The following is a 22,746-nucleotide window of genomic DNA, read 5'->3' as shown; positions in this document are numbered from 1 at the left end:
GAAACGGATTAATGATATTCAGCATTGGCCAAATCTTCGCATAAGGCTTTGTTCTCTTGTTTTGAGAAGCCCATGGTCCAACTACGAATACCTTGCAGAATTTGACGATAATCTTGCTGCGTAGACAAGTATTGAATAGCCGCTTTTGGATCCTCTAACGATGGCATCAATTCATGCAGCTGCACGTTATAAGATTTATAAAAGCGCTGTTTTTGTTTGCCAGTTAACATCGGCGGGCAAATCTCTGATAACACATGCATCACCGCAATTTCATGCTTAGTGATATTAATGCCCGATAAATCTACTGGAATGGTAGTCGACGCATTGGACGCAGCTTGGGTCGCTTGAGACAGCATAGCAATAGACGTTATCAGTCCTGCAAGACCAACTTTTGAGGCGGTCTTTGCTATCACAGAAGCTATAGATAATATCGATTGATTTTTCATTCAGTATTACACTCGCTTATCTTTGTTTGATGGTGCTATGTTAATGGGTAAAAAAATAAAAGTCACATAAAATATTGATTTATGTGTAGATATATTGTGAGCTAAGCCGCCTTTACAGCAACATATCAGCATTATATCGCCCTAAGTTACCTCAACATAAAAATATCAATTGATCATGTTGTCTCTTGTTGCCTACTGTAACCCCAACGTTTTACCTTTTGCAAAAGATGCTTGCTGCTATTATTAAAATTATGAATAAAATCAAATAGTAAGTTGAACTTGCTCAAAGTCTGGGTTCGCCTCGCGAGGCGAGTAGGGTATAATCGCCCAAAATCTAAAACGCGACAGCGCTATCTATAATGTCTGTCTTTATTTTTCTTGATTTCGGCAGGCATAATTATAGCGGTTTTAGGATAAAAAAGTAGAGAACCTGACAGACGGTCATTAATGACGATATTAAGCAGAGTTGGGCAAAAATGAAGATTTTAATGAGTAATGATGATGGGGTGCATGCGCCTGGGTTGTTGGCGCTTTATCAGGCATTGTCAACCGTCGCAGAAGTGGTGGTGGTTGCGCCAAGCAACGAGCAGAGCGGCTGCGCAAGCGCTTTGAGCATCTCAACGCCGTTATATACCCATAAGTTAGATTCGGGTTTTATAGCGGTCAATGGTTCACCCGCTGATTGTATCTACTTGGCGTTACATGAACTCTATCGTCATAGCGATTTTGACTGGGTGATTACTGGCATCAATTCCGGTGCCAATCTTGGTCAGGACGTATTGTTTTCGGGTACCTTTGGCGCTGCATTGACCGCGCAGCTTTTTGGCATACCAGCGATCGCAACCTCTTTGGTAGGTGGCGGCACAAAAAATGACGAAGCGCAGCAGGCCAGTCATTATCAAATGGCGGCCAATGAGATTGTCAAACTCATGACCGATACACCGATATTGGAGGCTTGCAAAAATTTGCCCTATCATGTATTAAACGTTAATATTCCTGATGTCAAAAGCGTAGCTGCGATTAAAGGTCGAAAAATAACAGCGCTGAGTCACAGTCAGATTGCGCGTCCCGTTCATCATGTGGTCGATCCACGCGGACGCGATGCCTACTGGCTATCGTTACGCAAACGCCAACGGGAATTATTAACAGACGACGCAAGTATTGAATCAGCAGAAATACAGATGATGGATGACCAAGCGGTGGCAGCAGGGTATATTAGTGTATCGCCTGTGCGCCTGCATCATACGCCGACCGAAACCCTTGCGTCACTCTCAGCCTTAGTACTGTAATTAGCCCTCTAATTAGTGCTGTAAATTGACTGATTTATCTAAGTTTATGATGATATTTGCCCGTGCTTAAATTGGCCAATGCTCAAATTTATTAGTACTAAATTTGCTAGGGCTTAAAATCGCTAAAAACCATTTATTATTGAATGAGCTAAAAACCATTGGTTATTAAATGCATAATTATGGTGTTTAGGACATTAAACGTTACAACCGTTAGCAAAATGCTTGTGAGTAACACAAGGAGTTTGTGAGTAACATAAAGAATAGGAAATCTTGTATGAAGAAGCTTATTGCTGGATCGCGCTTAGCAACCCTAGCCTTGATGGGAACATTGACGGCAGCGACCGTGACAATGGTCGGCTGTGCCACCAAACCCACCTATCAAGGGGCTAATCAGGGACCGAAGATTATCACCAACGGACAAGGCGTGCCCAATTATTATCGTGTGCAGCGTGGCGACACTGTCAGTCAAATCGCCGCCCGCTATCGTCTCAATTATCGCCAAATCGGTGCGATCAATGGTTTAGATAGCAAATATACGATTTATAGTGGTCAATGGCTCAAGTTATGGCAAGCCGAGCCAGTAAGCGCCAATAATAACAATCGCTATAACACCCCTGCTCAAACACGGCCACAGCCGAGCTATACACCGCCTGTGAATAATACTCCGAACTATTCGCAAACGCATGTTTATGAAGTGACCGCCAACGCAACCTCGGGTTATGAGTATCCAAGTCGCAACCAAGTGATTCGTAACTTTGATGCTGCTGCCGGTAATATGGGTATGTGGTTTGCCGGTAATGTTGGCGATCCAGTGCTTGCCAGCCAATCAGGTACGGTGCTGTATTCAGGTAACGGCCTGCCAGAGTATGGCAATCTAATTATGATTCGCCATAGCGATAATTATATTACTGCTTATGCGCATAACAGTGCCTTGCTGGTAAAAGAAGGTGAAGCGGTACAGCGCGGTCAGCGTATTGCAAATATGGGTAGCAGCGGTGAGAGCAACCAAGTTGGCTTAGAATTCCAAGTACGCCTAAATGGTAACCCTATCGACCCACGTGCGGTGCTTGGACGTTAAATTTTAAGACGTTAGATTTTAAAACGTTAAATTTGCTGCAGTTTTTTAGTGGTTGTCGTTAATTGTTATTGCTCGCTCGCTATTAATTATTAGCTGTCAGTTGCTTTACTTATTCATATTTGAGAAATTTATGTTATTAAACAAACAATATCTTGCCTTGTTTCCCGCGTTAGTCATGGTCGGCTGTACCAGCCAGCAGGCAATGCAAAAGCCGAGTACCCCTGTACGCCAAGGTAATGTGCAAATTACCCAGACTCAAACCATTCAGGTTAAGCCAACGCCTGTACCAGTCGTCAAGCCGCAGCCAGTTGCTAAACCAAGCTATCACAGTTTTTCTGATTGGAAATCTGACTTTTCGATGCGCGCCATTGCAGCGGGTCATGATGCTTCAACCGTGCGTCGTTTGATGGACATGGCTTATTTAAATCAGCAAGTTATCTCGCTGGATTCAGGGCAGCCAGAGTTTTCTAAAATGCCTTGGGAATATGTCGATTCTGCCGTATCAGATGGCCGTGTCAGCACAGGTAAGCGTAAGTTTGCCGAGCAACGCACCTTTTTATCACAGTTAGAGTCGCAATATGGCGTCAATGCAGAAATCATCGCTGCGATTTGGGGCATGGAGTCATCATACGGTGTGGTAACGGGCAATAGCAGTATTCCAAGCTCGCTTGCTAGCCTTGCTTATGATGGCCGTCGCCAAGAATTTGCTGAAACCCAGTTATTGTCACTAGCGACGCTATTGCAGCGCGGCGATGTCTCATGGTCACAGCTCGATGGCTCTTGGGCAGGCGGTATGGGGCAGACGCAGTTTATCCCTGATACCTGGCTGAAACACGGCGTTGATGGTGATGGTAACGGTCATCGTAACCCATGGGCAACGAGCGATGCTCTGGCCTCTACTGCCAATTACCTGAGTAATTCAGGTTGGGTGCGAGGCCTTGCGCCATTTTATGAAGCGACTGTACCTGCGTCGTTTGATTACTCAACGGTTGGTACCAAGCAACCTGCGGCTAGATGGGCGGCGATGGGCGTGGATACCATCGCTGATGTTTATTTAGATGCCAATACGCAAATGGAGCTATGGCTACCTGCTGGTAAAGATGGTCCAGTCCTATTACTTAGCCCAAACTTTGATGTCATCAAGGTTTACAACAACTCATCAAACTATGCGCTTGGTGTGAGCTTACTTGGTAAAGCGCTGGCAGGTCAGAGCGGCTTACAAAAATCATGGCCGCGCTATGAGCGTCCATTATCGACCGCGCAAGTGCGTAATTTGCAGCAGCGTTTAACCAGCATGGGTTATGATACCAAAGGCGCTGATGGCATCGTTGGTACCAATACGCGTAAGGCGTTCCAGCGCTGGCAAGCAGATAATGGTCAAACGCCAGACGGCTTTATCACTCAACGCACAGCATCTTCATTGGCAGGATGGTGAGACAGAGTAAAGTCGCTGTTTTTAGATAATCGTTATTTACAACGATGGTTTAAAAATAATTAACTCTCATAAATAAAAAAAACTCCGTGCTAAGCGGAGTTTTTTTTGTTCGTACAGTTTTATAAAAATTGTAGCAGTAGTTTAGATAGGGTTTAGACAGTCATCTTAAACTCAACCAACTCAAACTCAGCATTATTATTATCTGAATTTTTATGTGCCGTCACCGCCCCAATCACCGCACTGACTTTTGGCTGGCGTGCATCCTTATTTAACAGTCGCCAATCACCAAGCACGTAGCGCTTTTTATCTGTCGCCGCCTGATGAATGGCTGGGCGATGGGTATGACCATGTAATAACGCATCGCTGTTTGCTATGGCTTGTATTACTGCATCTTCATTGACGTCCATGATATAAGCGGCTTTATTGGCATTATTTTGCTGACTTTTTTGCCGTAATTTATCGGCAATCGCTAAGCGCTTTGTCAGCGATTTATTGAGTAAATACCACTGGGTAAAACGGTTACGCATCATTTTGCGAAAAAACTGATATTTTTTATCATCGGTACATAAGGCATCGCCGTGTTCTAAGCGGTAATTCTGCTGTCCGACGGTTAAATAATACGGCTCATAAATCAGCTCACCGCCAAATAAGCTACAAAATGGCTGACCTAAGAGGAAGTCACGGTTGCCATGCATGACCAATATCTCGCAACCTGCCACTCGCAGTTTTTTTAACTTAATAATAAGCGGCGTGAGCCAATGGCTTTGGCGCGCGTTTTCTGACAAAGTCAAATAAGCATCATCGCCAATCCAAACCTCAAACCAATCACCCAAGATAAATAAGCGTTTAAGCTGAGATAGGGCAAGGCAATCCTCGAGCAGGGCCAAAAAAGCCTGCACTAAGGCAGGCTCTTCTGGCGATAAATGCAAATCGCTAATCAAAACTTGCCGCACCTCATGAGGGCGGGTCGTGATTAAATGATTAAAGCTTTGCATGTATCTTTATCCTCATAAGGTAAGATAAGCGGCTATTAATGACAAACCGCTTATCTTATACCGTTTATAAAAAACGATTACTGCGTAATGATAGTCGCAGAGTTGATGACCACAGGCTCGTTTGGCACATCAGCATGCATGCCAAAACGACCGGTTGGTACGCCGCGCATTTTGTCGATAACATCCATGCCGCTGGTGACCTTACCAAATACGGTATAGCCCCAACCTTGCATGTTTTTGCCAGAGTGATTTAGGAAATCGTTGTCTTTTACGTTAATAAAAAACTGACTGGTTGCTGAATGCGGGTCTTGCGTACGGGCCATCGCAATCGTACCTTTGTCATTTTTCAAGCCATTGTCCGCTTCGTTTTCAACAGGTGCATTGGTCGCTTTTTCATTCATTTCAGCGTCCATACCGCCGCCTTGAATCATAAAGCCGTCAATGATGCGATGAAAAATCGTCCCGTCATAATGACCAGATTTAACATAGTTTAAAAAGTTTTCGACCGTTTTTGGTGCTTTTTCTTCATTGAGTTCGATAACGATCGCACCCATATTGGTGTCAAGTTCTACTACTGGTGGCATGTCTACCATGTGATATTCCTTTTTGATTATAGCGTCTAAAATAACGCTGTTAAGTGGTGGTTAAAAAGTTGCTGACTAAAAAGTTATGGCTAGTCTAACGGCTTTTTTGTCGTCTGTCATGTATCAGGCTGTTAATGCCTTTGCAAAAGCTGATAGAATAACGCAACGTTATCTTTTATCAGCGATTTTTGATTGATTATTTTAAATTTTCTTATTTTGAACCTTTTATAAAGCGTAATGACACGTGTTATAGACTGAAACCTTGCGCTAGGAGCAATGAGTAATGAGTGAGCACTCAAGCAACAATGTACAAAAAGACGAACAAAAAAATGACTTTATTCGTAATATCATTCGTGACGATATCAAAGCGCAAAAATACCCGCAAATCGTGACGCGCTTTCCGCCTGAGCCAAACGGCTATTTGCACTTAGGTCATGTCAAATCTATCTGCTTAAACTTTGGTATCGCCGAAGAGTTTGGCGGCGTTTGTAACTTGCGCTTTGATGACACCAACCCAACCGCCGAAAAGCAAGACTATATTGATAATATTGAAAATGATGTGAAATGGCTTGGCTTTGAGTGGGCAGGCGAGGCGCACCATGCGTCCGGTTACTTTGACCAGTTGTACGCATGGGCCGTACAGTTGATTGAGCAGGGTGATGCTTATGTGGACTTGCAATCGCCTGAGCAAATTCGCGTTAATCGTGGTTCATTTAATGAAGCAGGCACGCCGTCGACGCAGCGTGATGCCAGTGTTGAAGAAAACTTAAAACTCTTTAATGATATGAAAGAAGGCAAGTTTGCCGAAGGCAAAGCCGTGCTGCGCGCCAAGATTGACATGGCAAGCCCAAACATGAATATGCGCGACCCTGTTATCTATCGCGTCATGCACCAAGCGCATCATCAAACCGGTGATAAATGGTGTATTTATCCGATGTACGATTTTGCCCATCCGCTCTCTGATGCACTCGAAGGTATTACCCATTCGTTATGTACACTAGAATTTGAAGACCATCGTCCGTTTTATGATTGGGCGGTTGAAAAAATTGGCTTTGATGTGCCGCCACACCAGTACGAGTTTAGTCGTCTAAACGTCGACCATACCTTGACCAGTAAACGCAAATTAAAGCAGTTGGTTGATGAAGGTATTGTTAGCGGTTGGGATGACCCACGGATGCCGACCATCGCTGGCATGCGCCGCCGTGGCTATACGCCTGAAGGTTTACGCGATTTTAGTGAGCGTGTCGGCGTGACCAAAGTAGACAGCGTCGTTGATTTTCGTCTATTAGAATTTAGTATTCGTCAGTCATTAGAGACGACGACGGCGCGCGGTATGGCAGTGCTTAAGCCGTTAAAGGTAACGATTACTAACTTTAGCGATGCGGTTAGCAGTTGGGAATCGCAAAAAGCAGATAGCGTCAATGCGCGCTGGGACGATGATGCACAGACCTTATGGCTCACCCAGCCAAACCATCCAAATGTCGATATGGGCGAGCGTGAAATTCCGTTTACCGAAACCCTTTATATTGACCAAGGCGATTACGAGATTGAGCCGCCAGCAGGCTATAAGCGTTTATCTCCAGAAAAGCCAGAAATCCGTCTGCGTAACACTTATGTGTTGGCAGTGACTGAGCATGTGCTAGATAACGCAGGTAATGTTGTTGAGCTAAAAGCAACGATTGACCCTGCGACTTTGGGTAACAACCCTGAAGGCCGTAAGGTTAAAGGCGTGATTCATTGGGTCTCAGCAAGCCAAGGCGTTCCAGCGACGGTACGCATGTATGAGCAGCTATTTAGCGCTGAAGATCCAAGTAGCGTCGCCGACGTTCATCAAGCGCTAAATCCTAACTCGTTGATTGAGCTCGATGCCGTAGTTGAGCCATCATTGGCAAATAGCGATGCTGGTACGCGTTTCCAGTTCGAGCGTGAAGGCTACTTTATTGCTGATAGTGAAGACCATATGAGCGACAAGCCTGTATTTAATCAAATCGTGAGCTTACGTGACAGCTATAAACCGGCTTAAATTATAGCTACTGGCTTTGCTCGCAACGTTTAAGAAAGCACTCAACAATAGTAGTTTTCAAAATCGCCCATTTCTAGTACGCTAGAGATGGGCTTTTTTATGAACGTGGATTTTCTTCAAGGCTTCAGACATAGTAATTTGGTTAAGGCTTTAAATGCAAACTTACGCGCTTAGTAATAAATGGCATAAGCGCATTACAATCCATCACAAGACATTCATAACCAGTTTGCTAAGATAGAAGAGAATTCTTGCTGACGTACTTTGAGTTATTGTGTAGTATTGACCAAGTACGTTAATAGCTAAGTACGTTTATAACAATAGAGCGATGGATACCTTTGGGTATGAATAAATACTAACGCTCATTACTCATATAAATAAGGAATAAAGCATGGCAAATTTACGTTTAGGTGATACCGCCCCAAACTTTGACGCAAGCACCACAGAAGGTGATATCAACTTTTATGATTGGGCAGGCGACAGCTGGGTAGTGTTATTTTCGCACCCTGCTGATTATACGCCAGTCTGTACCACTGAGCTTGGGCGTACGGCTGCATTAGGCGGCGAGTTCCAAAAGCGCAATGTAAAAGCAATTGCCTTATCAGTTGACGGCCTAGACGATCATAAAGGCTGGGCCAAAGATATCGAAGAAACCCAAGGTACCGCCGTTAACTTCCCTATCATTGCGGACTCAGATCGCAAAGTGGCGGATCTTTATGACATGATTCATCCAAATGCCGACAATACCGCGACGGTTCGAAGTGTATTTATCATTGATCCAAACAAAAAAGTACGCTTAACGCTGACTTATCCAGCCAGCTGTGGCCGTAACTTTGATGAGATCGTCCGAGTTATCGATGCGATGCAATTGTCTGATGAGTATAACGTCGCAACGCCAGTTGATTGGAAAGAAGGCGATGACGTTATCATTCCACCAAGCGTGAAAAATGAAGATATTCCCGCCAATTATCCAAAAGGCCATACCGAAATTAAACCTTATCTCCGTACCACGCCTGCGCCTAACAAATAAGTTGAGCAGCTAGTCCAAGCAGTTGTTTTAAGTTAATAAGCCCTATGACGTCATGTTATAGGGCTTTTACTTTCTCAGATTTTTATTAAAACAGCATATTTCATAAGGTTTTGTTATGATAATAACAGGCTGAAATATCTACACATGATATTCATAATTTTATCCATGAACGATGATGCAATAATCATAATAAAACCAAAGGGCGCTGAGTCGCTTTAAAACCGTCTTACAAGGAGTTTGCCATGAAAAAATTATACTTAACCCGTACCGCCCCAAATCCACGTAAAGCGCTTATTTTATTAGCGTCAAAAGGTATCGATGTCGATGATATGGATGATCTTGATGTGGTCGATATCGACTTTGCTACCAATGAGCAGATGTCCGAGGAATTTACCAAAATCAATCCCATGCAGACGGTGCCGGTATTAACCTTGGATGATGGTACGGTGCTGAATGACTCGCAGGCGGTATGCGAGTATCTCGACCGTGTTTATGGCGAGCGCTCGGTGATGGGTAATGACGTCGTACAGCGGGCGCAAGTATGCTCGATGCGCCGTATTGCCGAGTTTGAGGTGCTATACAACTTTATGCTGGCGTTTCAGCATAGCCATCCGTCCAAAGCGCAGCGTGTCGAACAAGTACCTGAGTTTGTCGCGCCCTCTATTGCCCGCGCGATAAAAGCCCTACCTTATTTTGAAAATGCCTTAAACGGTCATGATTATTTGGTCGGTGACCAGTTAAGCTTTGCCGATATCGTACTGTATTTGGGTCTAGATTTTGGTAAAGCGCTAAAATTTAATCCAAACGAGCAGGGCGAAAATTTGGCGCGTTTTTATCAAATGATGCATGAGCGCTTTAGTATTAAAAATATGGCAAAAGCCAAACCTGCTTATGATGAATGATAAGGTCGCTTTATAAATCGAGCTTTACATAGCCAGAAGCCTTAATGCGCTAACCACTATATTAGCCAGTTAAGGCTTTTTTTATTGTAAAATTAGAAAAACTATCGAAAACAGTTACTATCAATCTATAAAATTAAACACTTTGTAACAATAATAGATGACATCGGCGCTATAGTGGTCAAATTATGAACACTTTACAAAAATAGATACAATTGCGATTTGTATAGTGAAAACTTCGTATGTTAAAAAGCGGAATATCGAAAAGGTTTACTCACAAGGTATGACTGTTATGACCTCATCTTTTGACACCCAATATTTTACGGAATCATCTTTTATAAAGTCTTTGGCTAGATTTGCTGTGTTGCCCAGTATTTTAGCGGTAAGTCTGACATTAACTGCCTGCCAAGAAGCCTCAGTGCCAGGCGAGAATGATGTACAGACAGAAAATGCTAACGAAGTCGATAGTAATGCTGCTACGCTAGAAAATGATGAGTTCAAGGCGGCTGAGATGAGCACTGAAGAACAAATGATAGCCAATCTTACCCGTTATCGCTGGACACTGATGTCTGCAAGCGATAAAGGTGCACAGCCACTAAATACATTGCTCGATATCAAAGACCAAGTACGCTTGAGCTTTAGCCAATACCAAGGCGAGAATAGCCTAAACTATAGTGTCGGCTGCAATACCATGAGCGCAGGTTATCAGCTTCAAGGTCAAACGTTGACCATCGAAGACGGCATGAGCACCAAAATGTCGTGCGGTGAGCTTGATAAGGCTGAAAACCAATTGAATGAGCTAATGCAAGGTGAGAATCAATTGACCTTAGTATTAGACGCCAATGTCGAAAACGGTCGTGCTGAGAGCGCAACGGCTGAAAGTCGTCAACCAATCTTAACGCAAATCACAAGCGACGCGGCGACGTTAGTTTGGGCAGGTAAGTTAACCTCACAGGCCAAATACAACAGTAAAGGTGAAACGGTATTTTGGGCAGTCAATGCTAAGAAAGTAGCCTGCGCTGACAAGAGTTCAGAGTTATGCTTACAAGTAAAACCCATTACTTATGATCACCAAGGTATCAAGGTTAGCGAAGGTGAGTGGACAGCCTTTAACGGTGAAATCGATGGCTATCAGCCCGATGGTATGCACGATGAAGTACTACGTCTTCAGCGCTATCAGTTAGACGCTAACGAGAATGAAGAAGCGCAAGAATATGCCTATGTACTCGATGCAGTGATTGAGAGTAGCGTGGTAGAGTAATGCTTTGTTAGAGTAGGTTTGTTGGTCATTTTCATTATTTTAAACGATGACTCAATTGACATACTCCCACCACTTTCGCCAAGCTCAAGTGGGGGATTCTAAAAGCATCAGCTCTTAGGTGACATCCTCACGGTGTCACTTGTTTTCTGTTTCATCGGGCGACCTTTACTGCGTCCTCCCTCCGCAGACAACACGGCATGTCCTGCCGCGAGTATATTACGAGCCGCATTAAAATCAGCGTTCGCAACATACATGCATTTGACGCACTCAAATTTTGACTGAGTTTGTCGATTTTCCTTGGCAATATGTTGGCATTCAGAGCAGGTTTGGCTGGTGAATCGTGGGTTTACTTTGACAAGTAAACCACCGCGCCATTGCTGCTTATACTCAAGCATATTGACCATCATGCCCCAGCCTTGATCTAGGATAGATTTGTTCAATCCCGACTTGGCTTTGACCTGACGACCTTTATTTTCCACCGTACCACTGGCAGACTTCGACATATTGGCGACTTTTAAATCTTCACAGGCAATCATGGCGTGGTTTTTGCTGATTGTGGTGGTGATTTTATGCAAGTAGTCATGGCGAATATTGGCGATGTGGTGATGGAGTTTTTGAATCTTGCTGTTCTGCTTTTTCCAGTTTTGGCTAAACAGAACTTTGCGGCTCAACTGCCGTTGCAGCTTGGCCAGTTTGATTTGATTGGCTTTAAAGCTGTTTTTGGGTTTGATGACCTCACTGTTTGAGGTGGTAATCAGTTTGCTGATACCTAAATCAATGCCTATGGCGCTTTTCGAGGGATGAATTGGCTTTTGGGCCAACTCTCGCTCTGTGCCAAAAGACACGTACCAGCGCCCTGATTTTTTGCTGATGGTGACGTTTTTGATGGTGCCGATGATGTCTTGGGACTTTCTAAACTTTACGAAACCAACGCCATTGGGCAGTTTCACTCGATTGCCTTCAACACGGCAGTACTTATCAAACTGCACCAATCTAATTGAGTCACGCCCATCTGATTTGCGTTTCCATTGCGGCATCAGCGGCCTTAATTGGAGTTCGGTGCCATCCGCCAGTTTAAAGAATTTAGGTTTACGAGGTTTCTTTTTATTTTCTTTGTGCCTCGCATGGACTTTGGGATCAAAAAACCGCGCCCAAGCCGATGCTAAGTCACGGATTTTCTGTTGTAAGGATACAGCATTGGAGCAGGTTTTCAGGTAGGCAAAATCGGGATCATTCTTCAATCCCGTTATTTTATTGACCAAATTGGTCGCATTAATAAACTCGCCTTTAGCAAACATCTCAAATGACATTGCTAATATTTGATTCCAAACCAACCGCGCAGAACCGACAAGCTGGCTCAGCATAACCCCTTGTTCTGCATTAGGCTCAAGCCTAAATTTATACGCTTTGTTGATTTTCATGGAAGGCGCTTAGTGAGTTTATAAATATCTTAATACTTAATTATTGTATCAATAACTCAGTGGGTTTGGTATGATTTTAATGAGGTATCTGTGTAAAAAAGAGCAGGATATGCGAAATTCACCTCCACCCTAGATCGGATGGAGTCCTCTTTCGCGGTTTTGATAGAAGAGATAATTTAAACGAAAAACACGCGCCGTTTGGATGCGTGTTTTTTTATATTTATTACTTCTATTACTTTACTGCGAACTTATTTTTTAACGCAAATTGCCTAAGTCTTCTTCGGTCAAACGCCAGCGACCTTTTTTCTTCGATGTGCCGCGTCCGCGCATGGCGCTATTCATTATGAGTTTGTTCATGGAATGGCTTGAATGCGCATGACAAATGGCGCAGGCAAGACCATCAGCGGCATCTTGCTGGGGCACCACCTCTAACGCCAAAATGCGACAGACCATCTCTTGTACCTGCTCTTTTGCCGCTGCACCATAGCCGCAGACCGCTTGTTTAATTTGGCGAGCGGTATATTCCGATACTTCTAAATCAAGAGCGACCATAGCAGCAATCGCCGCACCGCGAGCTTGCCCGAGCTTCAACGCTGAGTCTGGGTTTTCTGCCATAAAAACTTGCTCGATAGCAGTATAAATCGGCTCGTCGCCATATTTTAAATGATGCTGGGTGATACGCGTTAAGCCATTAAAAATACGCTTTAGGCGCTCAGGCATCTCTTTGGTATCTGTACGAATCGTGCCTGCGTCTATATACGTTAGTTTGTCGCCCGTTTGTTGGATAATGCCATAACCAGTCATGCGCGAACCCGGGTCAATCCCGATAATAATTGCCATAGTATTCCGTATTACTTACATTTTGTTTTATGGCTTAAAAATCAGCCGTAAGTTTGATAGTATAGCAATCAATCCCCATATACATCATATGTTAGCCATATTAATTTGCATGGCGCTTAATTTTTAGATTTTATCTTATAGGACGACACTTTATGGGTCAGATAGTTGGTATTGCCATCGTTTGGTTTATTATCGAGATGCTGCTTTGGTATTTACTTGCGCAGTTTATGAGCGGTTGGTGGGTATTTATGTGGTTTATTATCGCCGCCGTTATCGGTATCTCTCTTATACGTAAAGGGATGGCAGCACTCAATCCAATGGCGCAGCAGATGAAAGCGGGCGGTATGATGAACCCTGCTATGCGTCCACAAGAATCAACCATGATTAAAAGTGTCGCTGTAGCAGCGGCGGGTCTTTTGCTGCTGATTCCGGGTGTGCTCAGTGACTTATTAGCCTTACTGGTGATATTGCCGCCGGTGCAAAAAAAGCTCAAAGACTTTGCTAATAATTACGTTATGAACAATCAGCAAAAAATGATGGAGATGATGGCAAAACAGATGGGTGGACAAAACCCGTTTGGTGGCGCAGGCGGCATGGGCGGTCAAAATCCATTTGGCGGTGCTGGTGGTATGAACAACCAAAATCCATTTGGTCAACAGCAACAAAATCCGTTTGGCAATGTGTTTAAACAACATACTACTGTCGATGGTACGGCTAAAAACATCCATAAAGATGTGAAGAAAATTACCAAATCAGCCAATGACGAATAATCGATTTATTATTAAATAGACATTTTTGCTAGCATAAAAAAAGCCCCTTTTATCATTAATAAAAGGGGCTTTTTGAGTGTTAAAAACCATTTTTTATAAAAGATAATATTTATAAATAAAATAGCTAATAACTGAATAAAACAACCGAAGTGCCGCCGTAAGATGGTGACCCATGAACCGTGAAGTTCAGGGCGGATGCGTCACTGCCTCTGCAGGTTTCCTGAGACACCGCAAGCGGTGCAGGCATACACAATGAGGCAATAGGTACCACATCCTGGTAAAGCATTATCGGCTCAGGGAATAAACATCTACTAGCCAACACTTCAGAATATAATTATCTTAACCAATGACTTGAGTGATTGCAAGTACGATTTACAGATTGCTACGTAGGGTTAATAAGCAGCATGAATGATGTTGAGTATTTACTTTATCTACCATGAAATGGCAGAATTTTTAAGGGCTTAAATATGGCTTAAAAGGACGATTTTTCAGCTATTTTGAGATATGTGTTAATATAGAGGACTGTAAACATCCTAAGATAGCATTCTAGGCGTTCATTCACTTGAGGAGCGGTAATCCATGACCCATAACCAGCAACAAGCAGAAATTATCGACGATAGTCAGGCTCAGCTCAATAATAAGCAAGTTAGCGAGCAAAATAAAAAAGTGCCCCATGTCTTAATGATATTAGATGGTTTTGGGCATCGTGAAGACGATAAGGATAATGCGATTGCTGCCGCCCATATGCCAAATTTGGATAAGATTTATCAGCAATACCCGCATGGATTGATATCGGCTTCAGGAGAAGATGTCGGCCTGCCAGATGGTCAGTTTGGTAACTCAGAGGTTGGTCATATGAATTTGGGCGCCGGCCGCGTGCTTTATCAAGACTCCACTCGTATCTCAAATGAAGTCGCCAATCGTGAGTTCTATAAAAACGAAGCTTTAGTTAATGCGGTGAAAGCGGCAAATAAGCTTGGCGGTAACGTACATATTATGGGATTGTTGTCTGATGGTGGCGTGCACTCGCACCAAAATCATATCGAAGCCATGTGCCATTCGGCATTGGTACACGGTGCCAAAAATGTCTTTGTGCATTGTTTTTTAGACGGCCGCGATACCCCGCCCAAATCTGCTGATAAGTACATTAACCGCTTACGCGACCATATTGCCAAGCTCAATGACCACTACGAAGGTGGCCGCGTGCAAATTGCCAGCATTATCGGGCGCTATTATGCAATGGATCGTGATAATCGCTGGGACCGCGTGCAAAAAGCCTATGAGCTTATCACCGAAGGTAAAGCCGATCGCTTAGCCACGCGCGCCGATGGCGCCATACAAGCGGCGTATAAAGCACGCGAAACCGATGAGTTTATCAATCCAACGGTGGTGATTGGTCGCGACGAAGTGCCTTATACCGTCGATGACAATGACGCACTTATCTTTATGAACTTCCGCGCTGACCGTGCCCGTGAGCTTGCGCAAGCCTTTGTGCTACCAGATCATGAGTTTTCTGGTTTTGCCCGTCATAAGCAACCAAAGCTTGCCGCTTTTGTGATGTTGACCAAATACTCTGACGTGTTAGCGGACAATCCAAAAACCAGTATCGCTTATTATCCAGCGTCTTTGACCAATACGCTTGGCGAGTATTTACAAGATAAAGGTAAAACCCAGCTACGTATCGCTGAAACTGAAAAATATGCGCACGTGACCTTTTTCTTTAGCGGCGGCCGCGAAGATGAATATGAAGGCGAGACGCGGATTTTAGTGCCATCGCCTGATGTTGCTACTTACGATTTACAGCCAGAAATGAGTGCGCCTGAGGTGACCGATGAGCTGGTCGCTGCTATCGAGTCGGGTAAATACGATGTTTTAGTAGTCAACTATGCCAACGGCGATATGGTCGGTCATACAGGCGTCTTTGAAGCTGCTGTCAAGGCGGTAGAGGCGTTAGATGTGTGCATTGGTCGTTTAGAAAAAGCGGTACGTGCTGCGGGTGGCGACATGCTGATCACTGCTGACCATGGCAACTGTGAGCAGATGCAAGACTATGAAAGTGGTCAGGTGCATACGCAGCATACTACTGAGCTTGTGCCATTGATTTATATTGGTGAGAAAGCCGTAAAAGTACGTAGCGGTGGCAAGCTTAGTGATATTGCGCCTACGATTTTGGCATTAATGGAAATCGAGCAACCAGATGAGATGACCGGTAAAAACTTACTGCTTTCGGCTACATAAACTAGACATTTAATAGGGTCATTTATCAGTCTATTACTACTGCTAAAGCTATTGAGTTTTATAAAAAGGGAAAGATATTGAGTGTCTTTCCCTTTTTTTGCATTTTTTTTTGCGCATCCCCGCATTTTGCTTGATACATATTGTTTAAGTTACTTGCAATACTGTCCTAGTCTTAGGTAGAAGCGCAGTGTTATTTTAGACGACATTGTTCATGAATAACTTTATAATCATAAATATCCATATAATCCAAAAGTTATAAAAATAATAACCAAATCCTTTCTTTGAGTAATTTATTATGCGTCCAATTCGCCCTTTATCCTTATTGCTGTCTAAAAGCTTGAGAAATATCATCTTGCCATTGCCTGTTGATTCTAAATTTATTGGTTCTAAATCTTTTAAAATGAAGTCTTTTAATGTCAAATCAATCAGCTCTCAGCTATTAAAACCCGCTCTTATAAGCAGTGTAGTAGGGCTAGGTGTGGTCAATATGCCAGCACAGGCTGCTACCAATGATAATCAAAAAATCAATAATACTGGCAAAAATCCTACCGCAAGCTTGCAATTGATTGGGCTTAACGACGACGATGTATCCTTAAGTAATGCCGAGCAAGCTAATAACGCCGACGATTTATCAGATATCGCCGATATGCTCGAATCTGCCGATCAAGTCGATGACTCGATAGATGCTGTTGCCGATGAAAGCGCGCTAAATGACGAGTCAGACGTGATAAACACCGATATTCCCGCTGAAGTTGCGCAAGTATCGTTAAAGGCCATTTCGCCTGAAACGCTCAAAACCTTTGTGGCCGTCGTTGATTTGGTACGACGCGAATACGTGGATACAGTCAGTGACGAAGAGCTATTTAGCAACGCCATGAGCGGTATGTTGACCAAGCTTGATAGCCACGCTGAGTTTTTGGATGCAGAAGCTTATGAGAATCTGCGTGCTTTTACTGAAGGCGACGTCGGTGATATCGGTATCAAGGTGCAGTATCAGCCTAAAGTAGGCTATTGGGTGATTACTGAGGTAGTTGATGGCTCGCCTGCCGATAAAAAAGGTATTGCCGTTGGCGATTATTTGCACCAAGTGGACGAGTTTAAACTTGGCGAAGACGAAGAAAGTAATGACATTGAGCAATTGCTAACGGGCATTGCAGGTACCCAAGTGGATGTCGTGACATCAAAAGCAGGACGGCGTAAACATACCACGACTTTACAGCGTAATCACAACCATCCACAAATTATTGAAACACGGCTGGTAGATGGAATGGCTATTGTTAGATTACCCGCCTTTCAAAACAATAGCCGTGAGAAGCTGTTACAAGGGTTAATTGATTTGGACGCGCCTGTTAAGGGAATTTTATTAGACATGCGTGACAACCCAGGCGGTGTATTGGCGTCAGCGGTAAGCGTTGCCAGCTTATTTATGACCAATACCGATGTGGTACAAGTCAAAGGTCGTCAAAGCGACTCACGCACACTATCGACGCAAGGTGCAGCGTTATTAGATACTATGCCAGTTGTGGTGTTGCAAAATCGTTATTCTGCTTCAGCGGCTGAGGTCTTAGCCAGTAGTTTGCAAGCGCAAAAACGCACGACTATTTTAGGCGAGGTCAGCTATGGTAAAGGTTCAGTGCAGTCTGTGATACCGCTGAATGACGAGCAGGCGGTGAAGCTGACCGTTGCCCATTACATGACCGCTTCGGGTAAAAAAATAGATGGGGTTGGGGTAGCGCCTGATGTGACTTTAACAGGAAATGAAAGCACATGGGAGCAACAGGCGCTTGATTTACTCAGACAAAAAGCCTTGCCGTCGGGTGTTCGCTTTGTACGCAAGCCTCAAGCAAAAAACGTTCCTAATCAAGATGATACTAATAATAAAGTTGTTAAAAATAAAGTGACTCAAAACAATACAATCATCGAGCACGTGACTGAAAAGCCGACTGAAAAGCCAAAGGTTAGAGCCAAGCCTTAATTTAACTTTTATCTACATATGAGTACTTATTTATTGCTCAGATTGATTTTCAGCAATTTCAAGCTTTGACATACGATAGCGTAACGAGCGGAAAGTGGTGCCCAACAATTCAGCAGCTTGGGTCTTATTCCAGTTTGTCTGTTTAAGGGCGGTAATAATCAACTGCCTTTCCTGCTCTTGCAAATAATGCTCTAAGCCTTGGGCAGGTAATTGACCCGCGCTAATATTTTCTTGATTTACGGATGGTTTTGAATCTTCTAGCTTCTCAATCTCATTTGTTAATGGTTCTGATATAGCGCTGGCTGCTGCTTTATCAGGTTGTGCTACGGGACTGGTCGCCGCGCGCGCATTCATTGAAGGATAGTGCTGAGTAATCGTGCGATAAGGAGATACAGTGGCTTTTGCCTGTTGCAGGCTGTCTTTTTCTGCACCTTCTACGTCTTTTTTTACCGCATTATCTTTTCTAGATTCTATTACTACGCTTTCACTTTTATCTAAAATAGCATTGCTTGAAAGGGTCGCTTTGTCAGCGCTATTATTTTGCTCTACTTCTGCAATAGCTTCTTGCGTGTTCTCTAATTGTTCATTGTCTACATCAGCTAAGCCCAAATGACTCGCATCAATAGTGGATGTCTCCGCTAAGGTTATCGCGCGTTCAAGGATATTACGTAATTCGCGTACATTACCCGCAAAGTCGTGATGTTGTAGGCGCGCGCACGCAGCATGGGTCAGTGTTGGCGGCGACTCCAATTGCCATTCGTCCGCAATCAGGGTCAAAAAGTGCTTGGCCAATACCGGTATATCATCACGTCTTGCGTTAAGCGTCGGCAGTTTAAGCTCAATGACATTGATGCGGTAATATAAATCTTGGCGGAAGCTACCTTCTTGTACCAGCTGATTTAAATCCTTATGCGTCGCTGATAGGGTACGAATATCAACTGGCACTTCTTTGGTATCGCCGATCGCGCGCACAGTTTTTTCTTGAATGGCGCGCAGTAATTTGACCTGCATCGCTAGTGGCAAGTCGGCGACCTCATCTAAAAATAGCGTACCGCCATTAGCCTGTTGAAACAGTCCTTGTTTATCAGCCACAGCGCCAGTAAAGCTGCCTTTTTTATGACCAAAAAATTCTGACTCCATCAGCTCTTATGGAATCGCGCCGCAGTTGACTGGTACAAAGCTGCTATCACGGCGCCGACTTAAGTCATGGACTAAGCGCGCAACCACTTCTTTACCAGTGCCTGACGCCCCCGATAAAAAAACTGGCGCTTGCGAGCGTGCTAATTTTAAAATGGTATTTTTTAACGGGTGCATGACAGCTGAGTCGCCAATCAGACGGCTATCGAGCATTTGCTGCTCAGGTGTTGACTTTGCGGCGTTATCTTGATGAATAACCTTGAGTGCATTTTCAACCAATTGACGCAGGCGCGGCAGCTCAAGCGGCTTATTAACAAAGTCAAAAGCGCCCAGCTTCAGTGCTTCAATCGCCAAATCCATACTGCCATGCGCGGTAATCACGGCAACGGGCGTACTTGAGCTGCTGCTAATATGCTTAACCAACTCTAAGCCTGAACCATCAGGGAGTTTTAAATCGGTTAAACAAAAATCATAGTCGTTTGCTTGCCAATAGGCTTTGGCTTGCAACAAGGTATAAGCCACATCGCTTTTGATGCCCATTTTGGTTAAGGTAATTTGCATCAAGCGGCATAAATCTACTTCATCATCAACGACTAGCGCGGTTGTGGTCATACATCATCTCATTGTCCTAAAATACTGCAAGGCATTAAAAATAGGTTTTATCTAAGTTTTCAACTGCTTCATTATCAATGGCCGCGTTGTCAGTAGCAGGCGCAATCAAACGAAAACAGGTTTTTTTGTGTTCTGGAATATAAAGTAGGCGCGCATGGTTGGCCTCACAAAATGCTTGCGATAAATACAAGCCTAAACCTGTGCCCGCCTTATCAGTGGTAAAAAATGGATTGAACAAGTGGTTTAAATCTGCCGTGCTTACACCTGTGCCATCGTCCAATACATCAATTATAACATCGTTATCGGCACAATAAATTTCGATTTCCACAACGGCATGAGGGTGAGCATAATTGCTATGACGTAAGCCATTGTTAATTAAATTGATAAAAATTTGCTCTAATTGATGCGGATCAAAGAAGATGGTCGGCTGCGCATGACTGTGTAAAAAAACATCGTGACCTTGAAAATAGTTTGTCAAAAATTCTGGCATCCAGTCGGCAAGGGCAATTAATTGCTGCTTAGCGGTTTGCTGGCGTGACAGTTTTAAAACGTCTTCAATAATACGATTAACGCGCTTTGTTTGCGTGAATATCATTTTATAAAGCTCATGATTGCCAGCCAAGGCATCATTTGCGCTTGCACTCTCTATGGCCTGACTTTCTTCAATATCTTCTATCAGTAGTTGACTGGCTTGCGAGATAGCGGCTAAAGGATTTCTTATTTCATGAGCAATACTGGCGGTCAGTTGCCCGAGTGAGGCCAATTTTAACTGTTGGGCGCTGGCTTGTTCGCGGCGTAAGTCTTCCAATATGACAAGCTTACTGTCATCTTTTAACGGAATGATTTCGACGCGAAGCTTACCAAAGACAGAGGCATTGGCAGTAGCTGGCAATTCATAGATAAAACTGCGAGATTGTCCTGTTTCTATCGATAGGCAGGCTTCAAAAAGCTGCAAATGTTGCGCGCGAAACTGCTGCTGAAAGTCGGCGAGTGGTTTGTTTGCAATATGATTTTTAATATTATTTGAAGAGTTGTTTGCATGGCTGTTTAAAGAATTGTTTAACTAGTTGTTTGGCGAGCTACTGAGCGCAGCATTTGTCTCAACATACTCTGCCTCCATTGCCGTAGTATTTGGAATACTGAGTAATTGATAAGCCGCAAGGTTAGCTAAAACTACTTGTTCACAATCGATAACAATGACACCGTTGGCCATTTGGGGGATGACTTCTTGATTGATAACGTTTAAGCGTTCGACTTCTTTGGCGTGACGGGCCGCTACTTTCTCAACTTGTACCAAGCGCTGCGAGATTGACCAACTTAAACCGCCGACTGCCAAGAAGCTGGCTGACATCAGGAGCGCATCACCCAAATTTGCCAAACTCATGCTATTGGCAATCGCATAAAAAAACTGCTGATAGATAACGAAAATAATCGCCAGTAAAGTAATAATCAGCGCTTGCGAGCTATGAAGCAGCATAAAGCTGGCGGCAACCACCACCATATACAGCATGGTCAACTGCAAATCAGGCGCGCCAGCGGTATAAAGCAGTAAGCTTAAAATAATGACGTCTACTGCCAAACCAAACGCCAGCTGTTGCCGTGGATGCTTGGTCACCACATAAAATAAACCCAATAAAATTAAGCTTAGAAGGACATAAAAACTGAGCGCGGTTTGCTGCAAAAAACTTGGTAATGATGAGCCATCGTTAGCGCGCGCTGTGATATACACCATCAGCATCGAAAATAGGCTGACGACAAAGCGATAGCTGCTATAAATCAGACCTAGCCTGCGCAACTGCGGCAAAGGTAAGGTGTCATCGCGCTGAAAATAATCAATAACAGTCGCGATGACGCTACTAATAGAGTTCATAGGTTTCGACGGCGCAGGTTTTAGAAATTTCATAGGCGTTATAGGCGTTAAGGGTTTCGGTATTTCTATAGGCTTTAAAAATTAACCGTCATAAAAGAAAAGACGCCTAAAATGTATGCGCATAGCGACTTACGGTTGAATAAGCCCATGGCGAATGGCCAAATGGGTCAGCTTTACATCGCTATCGACACCGACTTTTTCATAAATACGGTAACGATAAGTATTGATGGTTTTGACGCTGACAAATAGTTGATCGGCGATTTGCTGCGGACTTTGGCAATTTACCACCATCATCGCGACCTGTTTTTCACGGTCACTTAATAAGTCAAAAGGTGAGCTGGCATTATCAGATAGCAGAACATCCGCCAATTGCTCGGCAACGTCTTGGCTAAAGTAACGCCCGCCCTGATAGACTTTTTTCACCGCGCGTATCATCTCATCAAGCGGCGTCCCTTTGGTGATATAACCATTGACACCCGCTTTGATGAGCATCGACGGGTAAGGCTGCGCTGACATGCTACTCACGGCCAAAATCTTAAAGCCCATATCAAGCTGAATAAGGCGTTTGGTGGCTTCAAGCCCGCCAATATTGGGCATATTGACATCGAGCAATATCACATCCGGACGCAGTTGTTTTGCCAATTTAATCGCCATATCGCCGCTATCTGCTTCGCCGACGACTTCGATATCGGCACTATCTGCCAACATGCGGCTAATGCCCATTCGCACCAAATCATGATCATCTACTACTAGTACTCGAATCATAGTTATACTCTTTTCTATTGGTCAGAATAAAGGGTGCACTGTTAAACTTAAACTATCTAAATGATTTTATTTTCTTACTTA

17 protein-coding genes, 1 other RNA gene and 2 pseudogenes are annotated in these 22,746 nt (G+C 43.8%); 10 read left to right on the top strand and 10 right to left on the bottom strand.

The features are described 5' to 3' along the window. Positions 1-8 precede the first annotated feature (8 nt). Complete coding sequence (locus CXF58_RS05360; RefSeq protein WP_068406636.1) at positions 9-446, bottom strand: MCR_0457 family protein; 438 nt, start codon at positions 444-446, stop codon at positions 9-11. A 488-nt stretch (positions 447-934) separates the two neighbouring features. On the opposite strand from CXF58_RS05360, the gene surE reads away from it, so the two are divergent. The 3 genes from surE (at position 935) to CXF58_RS05345 (ending at position 4,248) form a co-directional block, all read left to right on the top strand. Further along, on the top strand, positions 935-1,735 hold the full coding sequence (surE, locus tag CXF58_RS05355) for a 5'/3'-nucleotidase SurE (RefSeq protein WP_227514967.1): 801 nt from the start codon (positions 935-937) through the stop codon (positions 1,733-1,735). A 274-nt stretch (positions 1,736-2,009) separates the two neighbouring features. Next, positions 2,010-2,813, top strand: a complete 804-nt coding sequence (locus tag CXF58_RS05350; protein ID WP_102076826.1) for a M23 family metallopeptidase — start codon at positions 2,010-2,012, stop codon at positions 2,811-2,813. Positions 2,814-2,943: 130 nt separating this feature from the next. Beyond that, on the top strand, positions 2,944-4,248 hold the full coding sequence (locus CXF58_RS05345; protein WP_102076825.1) for a lytic murein transglycosylase: 1,305 nt from the start codon (positions 2,944-2,946) through the stop codon (positions 4,246-4,248). Between the two features lie 152 nt (positions 4,249-4,400). Here CXF58_RS05345 and CXF58_RS05340 read toward each other — a convergent pair whose 3' ends face one another. Continuing rightward, positions 4,401-5,243: a UDP-2,3-diacylglucosamine diphosphatase gene (locus CXF58_RS05340; protein ID WP_102076824.1), complete on the bottom strand. Its 843-nt coding sequence runs from the start codon at positions 5,241-5,243 to the stop codon at positions 4,401-4,403. A 77-nt stretch (positions 5,244-5,320) separates the two neighbouring features. Further along, positions 5,321-5,836 (bottom strand): peptidylprolyl isomerase, encoded by a 516-nt coding sequence (locus CXF58_RS05335; protein WP_068406650.1) that lies wholly within the window; start codon positions 5,834-5,836, stop codon positions 5,321-5,323. Positions 5,837-6,110: 274 nt separating this feature from the next. Between CXF58_RS05335 and CXF58_RS05330 the strand changes: the two genes are divergently transcribed. From CXF58_RS05330 to CXF58_RS05315, 4 genes are all read left to right on the top strand, one after another. Continuing rightward, positions 6,111-7,850, top strand: coding sequence for a glutamine--tRNA ligase/YqeY domain fusion protein (locus CXF58_RS05330; RefSeq protein WP_102076823.1), 1,740 nt, complete (start codon positions 6,111-6,113; stop codon positions 7,848-7,850). Positions 7,851-8,238: 388 nt separating this feature from the next. Beyond that, on the top strand, positions 8,239-8,877 hold the full coding sequence (locus CXF58_RS05325) for a peroxiredoxin (RefSeq protein ID WP_102076822.1): 639 nt from the start codon (positions 8,239-8,241) through the stop codon (positions 8,875-8,877). Positions 8,878-9,119: 242 nt separating this feature from the next. Next, positions 9,120-9,779 (top strand): glutathione S-transferase family protein, encoded by a 660-nt coding sequence (locus CXF58_RS05320; RefSeq protein ID WP_102076821.1) that lies wholly within the window; start codon positions 9,120-9,122, stop codon positions 9,777-9,779. Positions 9,780-10,068: 289 nt separating this feature from the next. Next, positions 10,069-11,037, top strand: coding sequence for an META domain-containing protein (locus CXF58_RS05315; protein WP_102076820.1), 969 nt, complete (start codon positions 10,069-10,071; stop codon positions 11,035-11,037). A 114-nt stretch (positions 11,038-11,151) separates the two neighbouring features. On the opposite strand, the pseudogene CXF58_RS05310 reads toward CXF58_RS05315, so the two are convergent. Continuing rightward, positions 11,152-12,458, bottom strand: a pseudogene (locus tag CXF58_RS05310) (RNA-guided endonuclease InsQ/TnpB family protein). 255 nt (positions 12,459-12,713) lie between these two features. Further along, a complete protein-coding gene (ruvC, locus tag CXF58_RS05305) occupies positions 12,714-13,298 on the bottom strand; it encodes a crossover junction endodeoxyribonuclease RuvC (protein ID WP_102076818.1) in 585 nt (194 codons plus the stop codon). 152 nt (positions 13,299-13,450) lie between these two features. Here ruvC and CXF58_RS05300 point away from each other — a divergent pair, with 152 nt between their 5' ends. Beyond that, complete coding sequence (locus CXF58_RS05300; RefSeq protein WP_102076817.1) at positions 13,451-14,068, top strand: FxsA family protein; 618 nt, start codon at positions 13,451-13,453, stop codon at positions 14,066-14,068. Between the two features lie 137 nt (positions 14,069-14,205). Here the strand turns inward: CXF58_RS05300 and ssrS are convergent. Further along, positions 14,206-14,401, bottom strand: a non-coding RNA gene (gene ssrS, locus CXF58_RS05295) — 6S RNA. A gap of 246 nt (positions 14,402-14,647) precedes the next feature. Between ssrS and gpmI the strand changes: the two genes are divergently transcribed. Both gpmI and CXF58_RS05285 read left to right on the top strand, forming a co-directional pair. Next, on the top strand, positions 14,648-16,306 hold the full coding sequence (gpmI, locus tag CXF58_RS05290; RefSeq protein ID WP_102076816.1) for a 2,3-bisphosphoglycerate-independent phosphoglycerate mutase: 1,659 nt from the start codon (positions 14,648-14,650) through the stop codon (positions 16,304-16,306). A gap of 295 nt (positions 16,307-16,601) precedes the next feature. Next, entirely contained in the window at positions 16,602-18,281 is a 1,680-nt protein-coding gene (locus CXF58_RS05285) for a S41 family peptidase (protein WP_228706545.1), read from the top strand. 30 nt (positions 18,282-18,311) lie between these two features. On the opposite strand, the pseudogene CXF58_RS14220 reads toward CXF58_RS05285, so the two are convergent. From CXF58_RS14220 to CXF58_RS05265, 4 genes and pseudogenes are all read right to left on the bottom strand, one after another. Then, positions 18,312-20,030 (bottom strand): annotated as a pseudogene (locus CXF58_RS14220) (sigma 54-interacting transcriptional regulator). Positions 20,031-20,064: 34 nt separating this feature from the next. Next, a complete protein-coding gene (locus CXF58_RS05275) occupies positions 20,065-20,985 on the bottom strand; it encodes a sensor histidine kinase (protein ID WP_228706544.1) in 921 nt (306 codons plus the stop codon). Positions 20,986-21,093: 108 nt separating this feature from the next. Then, positions 21,094-21,933: a hypothetical protein gene (locus CXF58_RS05270; RefSeq protein ID WP_228706543.1), complete on the bottom strand. Its 840-nt coding sequence runs from the start codon at positions 21,931-21,933 to the stop codon at positions 21,094-21,096. Between the two features lie 96 nt (positions 21,934-22,029). Further along, entirely contained in the window at positions 22,030-22,665 is a 636-nt protein-coding gene (locus tag CXF58_RS05265) for a response regulator (RefSeq protein ID WP_102076814.1), read from the bottom strand. Positions 22,666-22,746 lie beyond the last annotated feature (81 nt).

The organism is Psychrobacter sp. Sarcosine-02u-2 (assembly GCF_002836335.1).
Lineage (GTDB): Bacteria > Pseudomonadota > Gammaproteobacteria > Pseudomonadales > Moraxellaceae > Psychrobacter > Psychrobacter faecalis.
Note: the sequence above shows the minus strand (reverse complement) of the source record. Positions and strands in the feature narration are given on the sequence as shown.

Bases quoted from the DNA above. Each gene is read 5' to 3' on its own strand.
- CXF58_RS05360 (WP_068406636.1), bottom strand. From the start codon at position 446: ATGAAAAATCAATCGATATTATCTATAGCTTCTGTGATAGCAAAGACC.
- surE (WP_227514967.1), top strand. From the start codon at position 935: ATGAGTAATGATGATGGGGTGCATGCGCCTGGGTTGTTGGCGCTTTAT.
- CXF58_RS05350 (WP_102076826.1), top strand. From the start codon at position 2,010: ATGAAGAAGCTTATTGCTGGATCGCGCTTAGCAACCCTAGCCTTGATG.
- CXF58_RS05345 (WP_102076825.1), top strand. From the start codon at position 2,944: ATGTTATTAAACAAACAATATCTTGCCTTGTTTCCCGCGTTAGTCATG.
- CXF58_RS05340 (WP_102076824.1), bottom strand. From the start codon at position 5,243: ATGCAAAGCTTTAATCATTTAATCACGACCCGCCCTCATGAGGTGCGG.
- CXF58_RS05335 (WP_068406650.1), bottom strand. From the start codon at position 5,836: ATGGTAGACATGCCACCAGTAGTAGAACTTGACACCAATATGGGTGCG.
- CXF58_RS05330 (WP_102076823.1), top strand. From the start codon at position 6,111: ATGAGTGAGCACTCAAGCAACAATGTACAAAAAGACGAACAAAAAAAT.
- CXF58_RS05325 (WP_102076822.1), top strand. From the start codon at position 8,239: ATGGCAAATTTACGTTTAGGTGATACCGCCCCAAACTTTGACGCAAGC.
- CXF58_RS05320 (WP_102076821.1), top strand. From the start codon at position 9,120: ATGAAAAAATTATACTTAACCCGTACCGCCCCAAATCCACGTAAAGCG.
- CXF58_RS05315 (WP_102076820.1), top strand. From the start codon at position 10,069: ATGACCTCATCTTTTGACACCCAATATTTTACGGAATCATCTTTTATA.
- ruvC (WP_102076818.1), bottom strand. From the start codon at position 13,298: ATGGCAATTATTATCGGGATTGACCCGGGTTCGCGCATGACTGGTTAT.
- CXF58_RS05300 (WP_102076817.1), top strand. From the start codon at position 13,451: ATGGGTCAGATAGTTGGTATTGCCATCGTTTGGTTTATTATCGAGATG.
- gpmI (WP_102076816.1), top strand. From the start codon at position 14,648: ATGACCCATAACCAGCAACAAGCAGAAATTATCGACGATAGTCAGGCT.
- CXF58_RS05285 (WP_228706545.1), top strand. From the start codon at position 16,602: ATGCGTCCAATTCGCCCTTTATCCTTATTGCTGTCTAAAAGCTTGAGA.
- CXF58_RS05270 (WP_228706543.1), bottom strand. From the start codon at position 21,933: ATGAAATTTCTAAAACCTGCGCCGTCGAAACCTATGAACTCTATTAGT.
- CXF58_RS05265 (WP_102076814.1), bottom strand. From the start codon at position 22,665: ATGATTCGAGTACTAGTAGTAGATGATCATGATTTGGTGCGAATGGGC.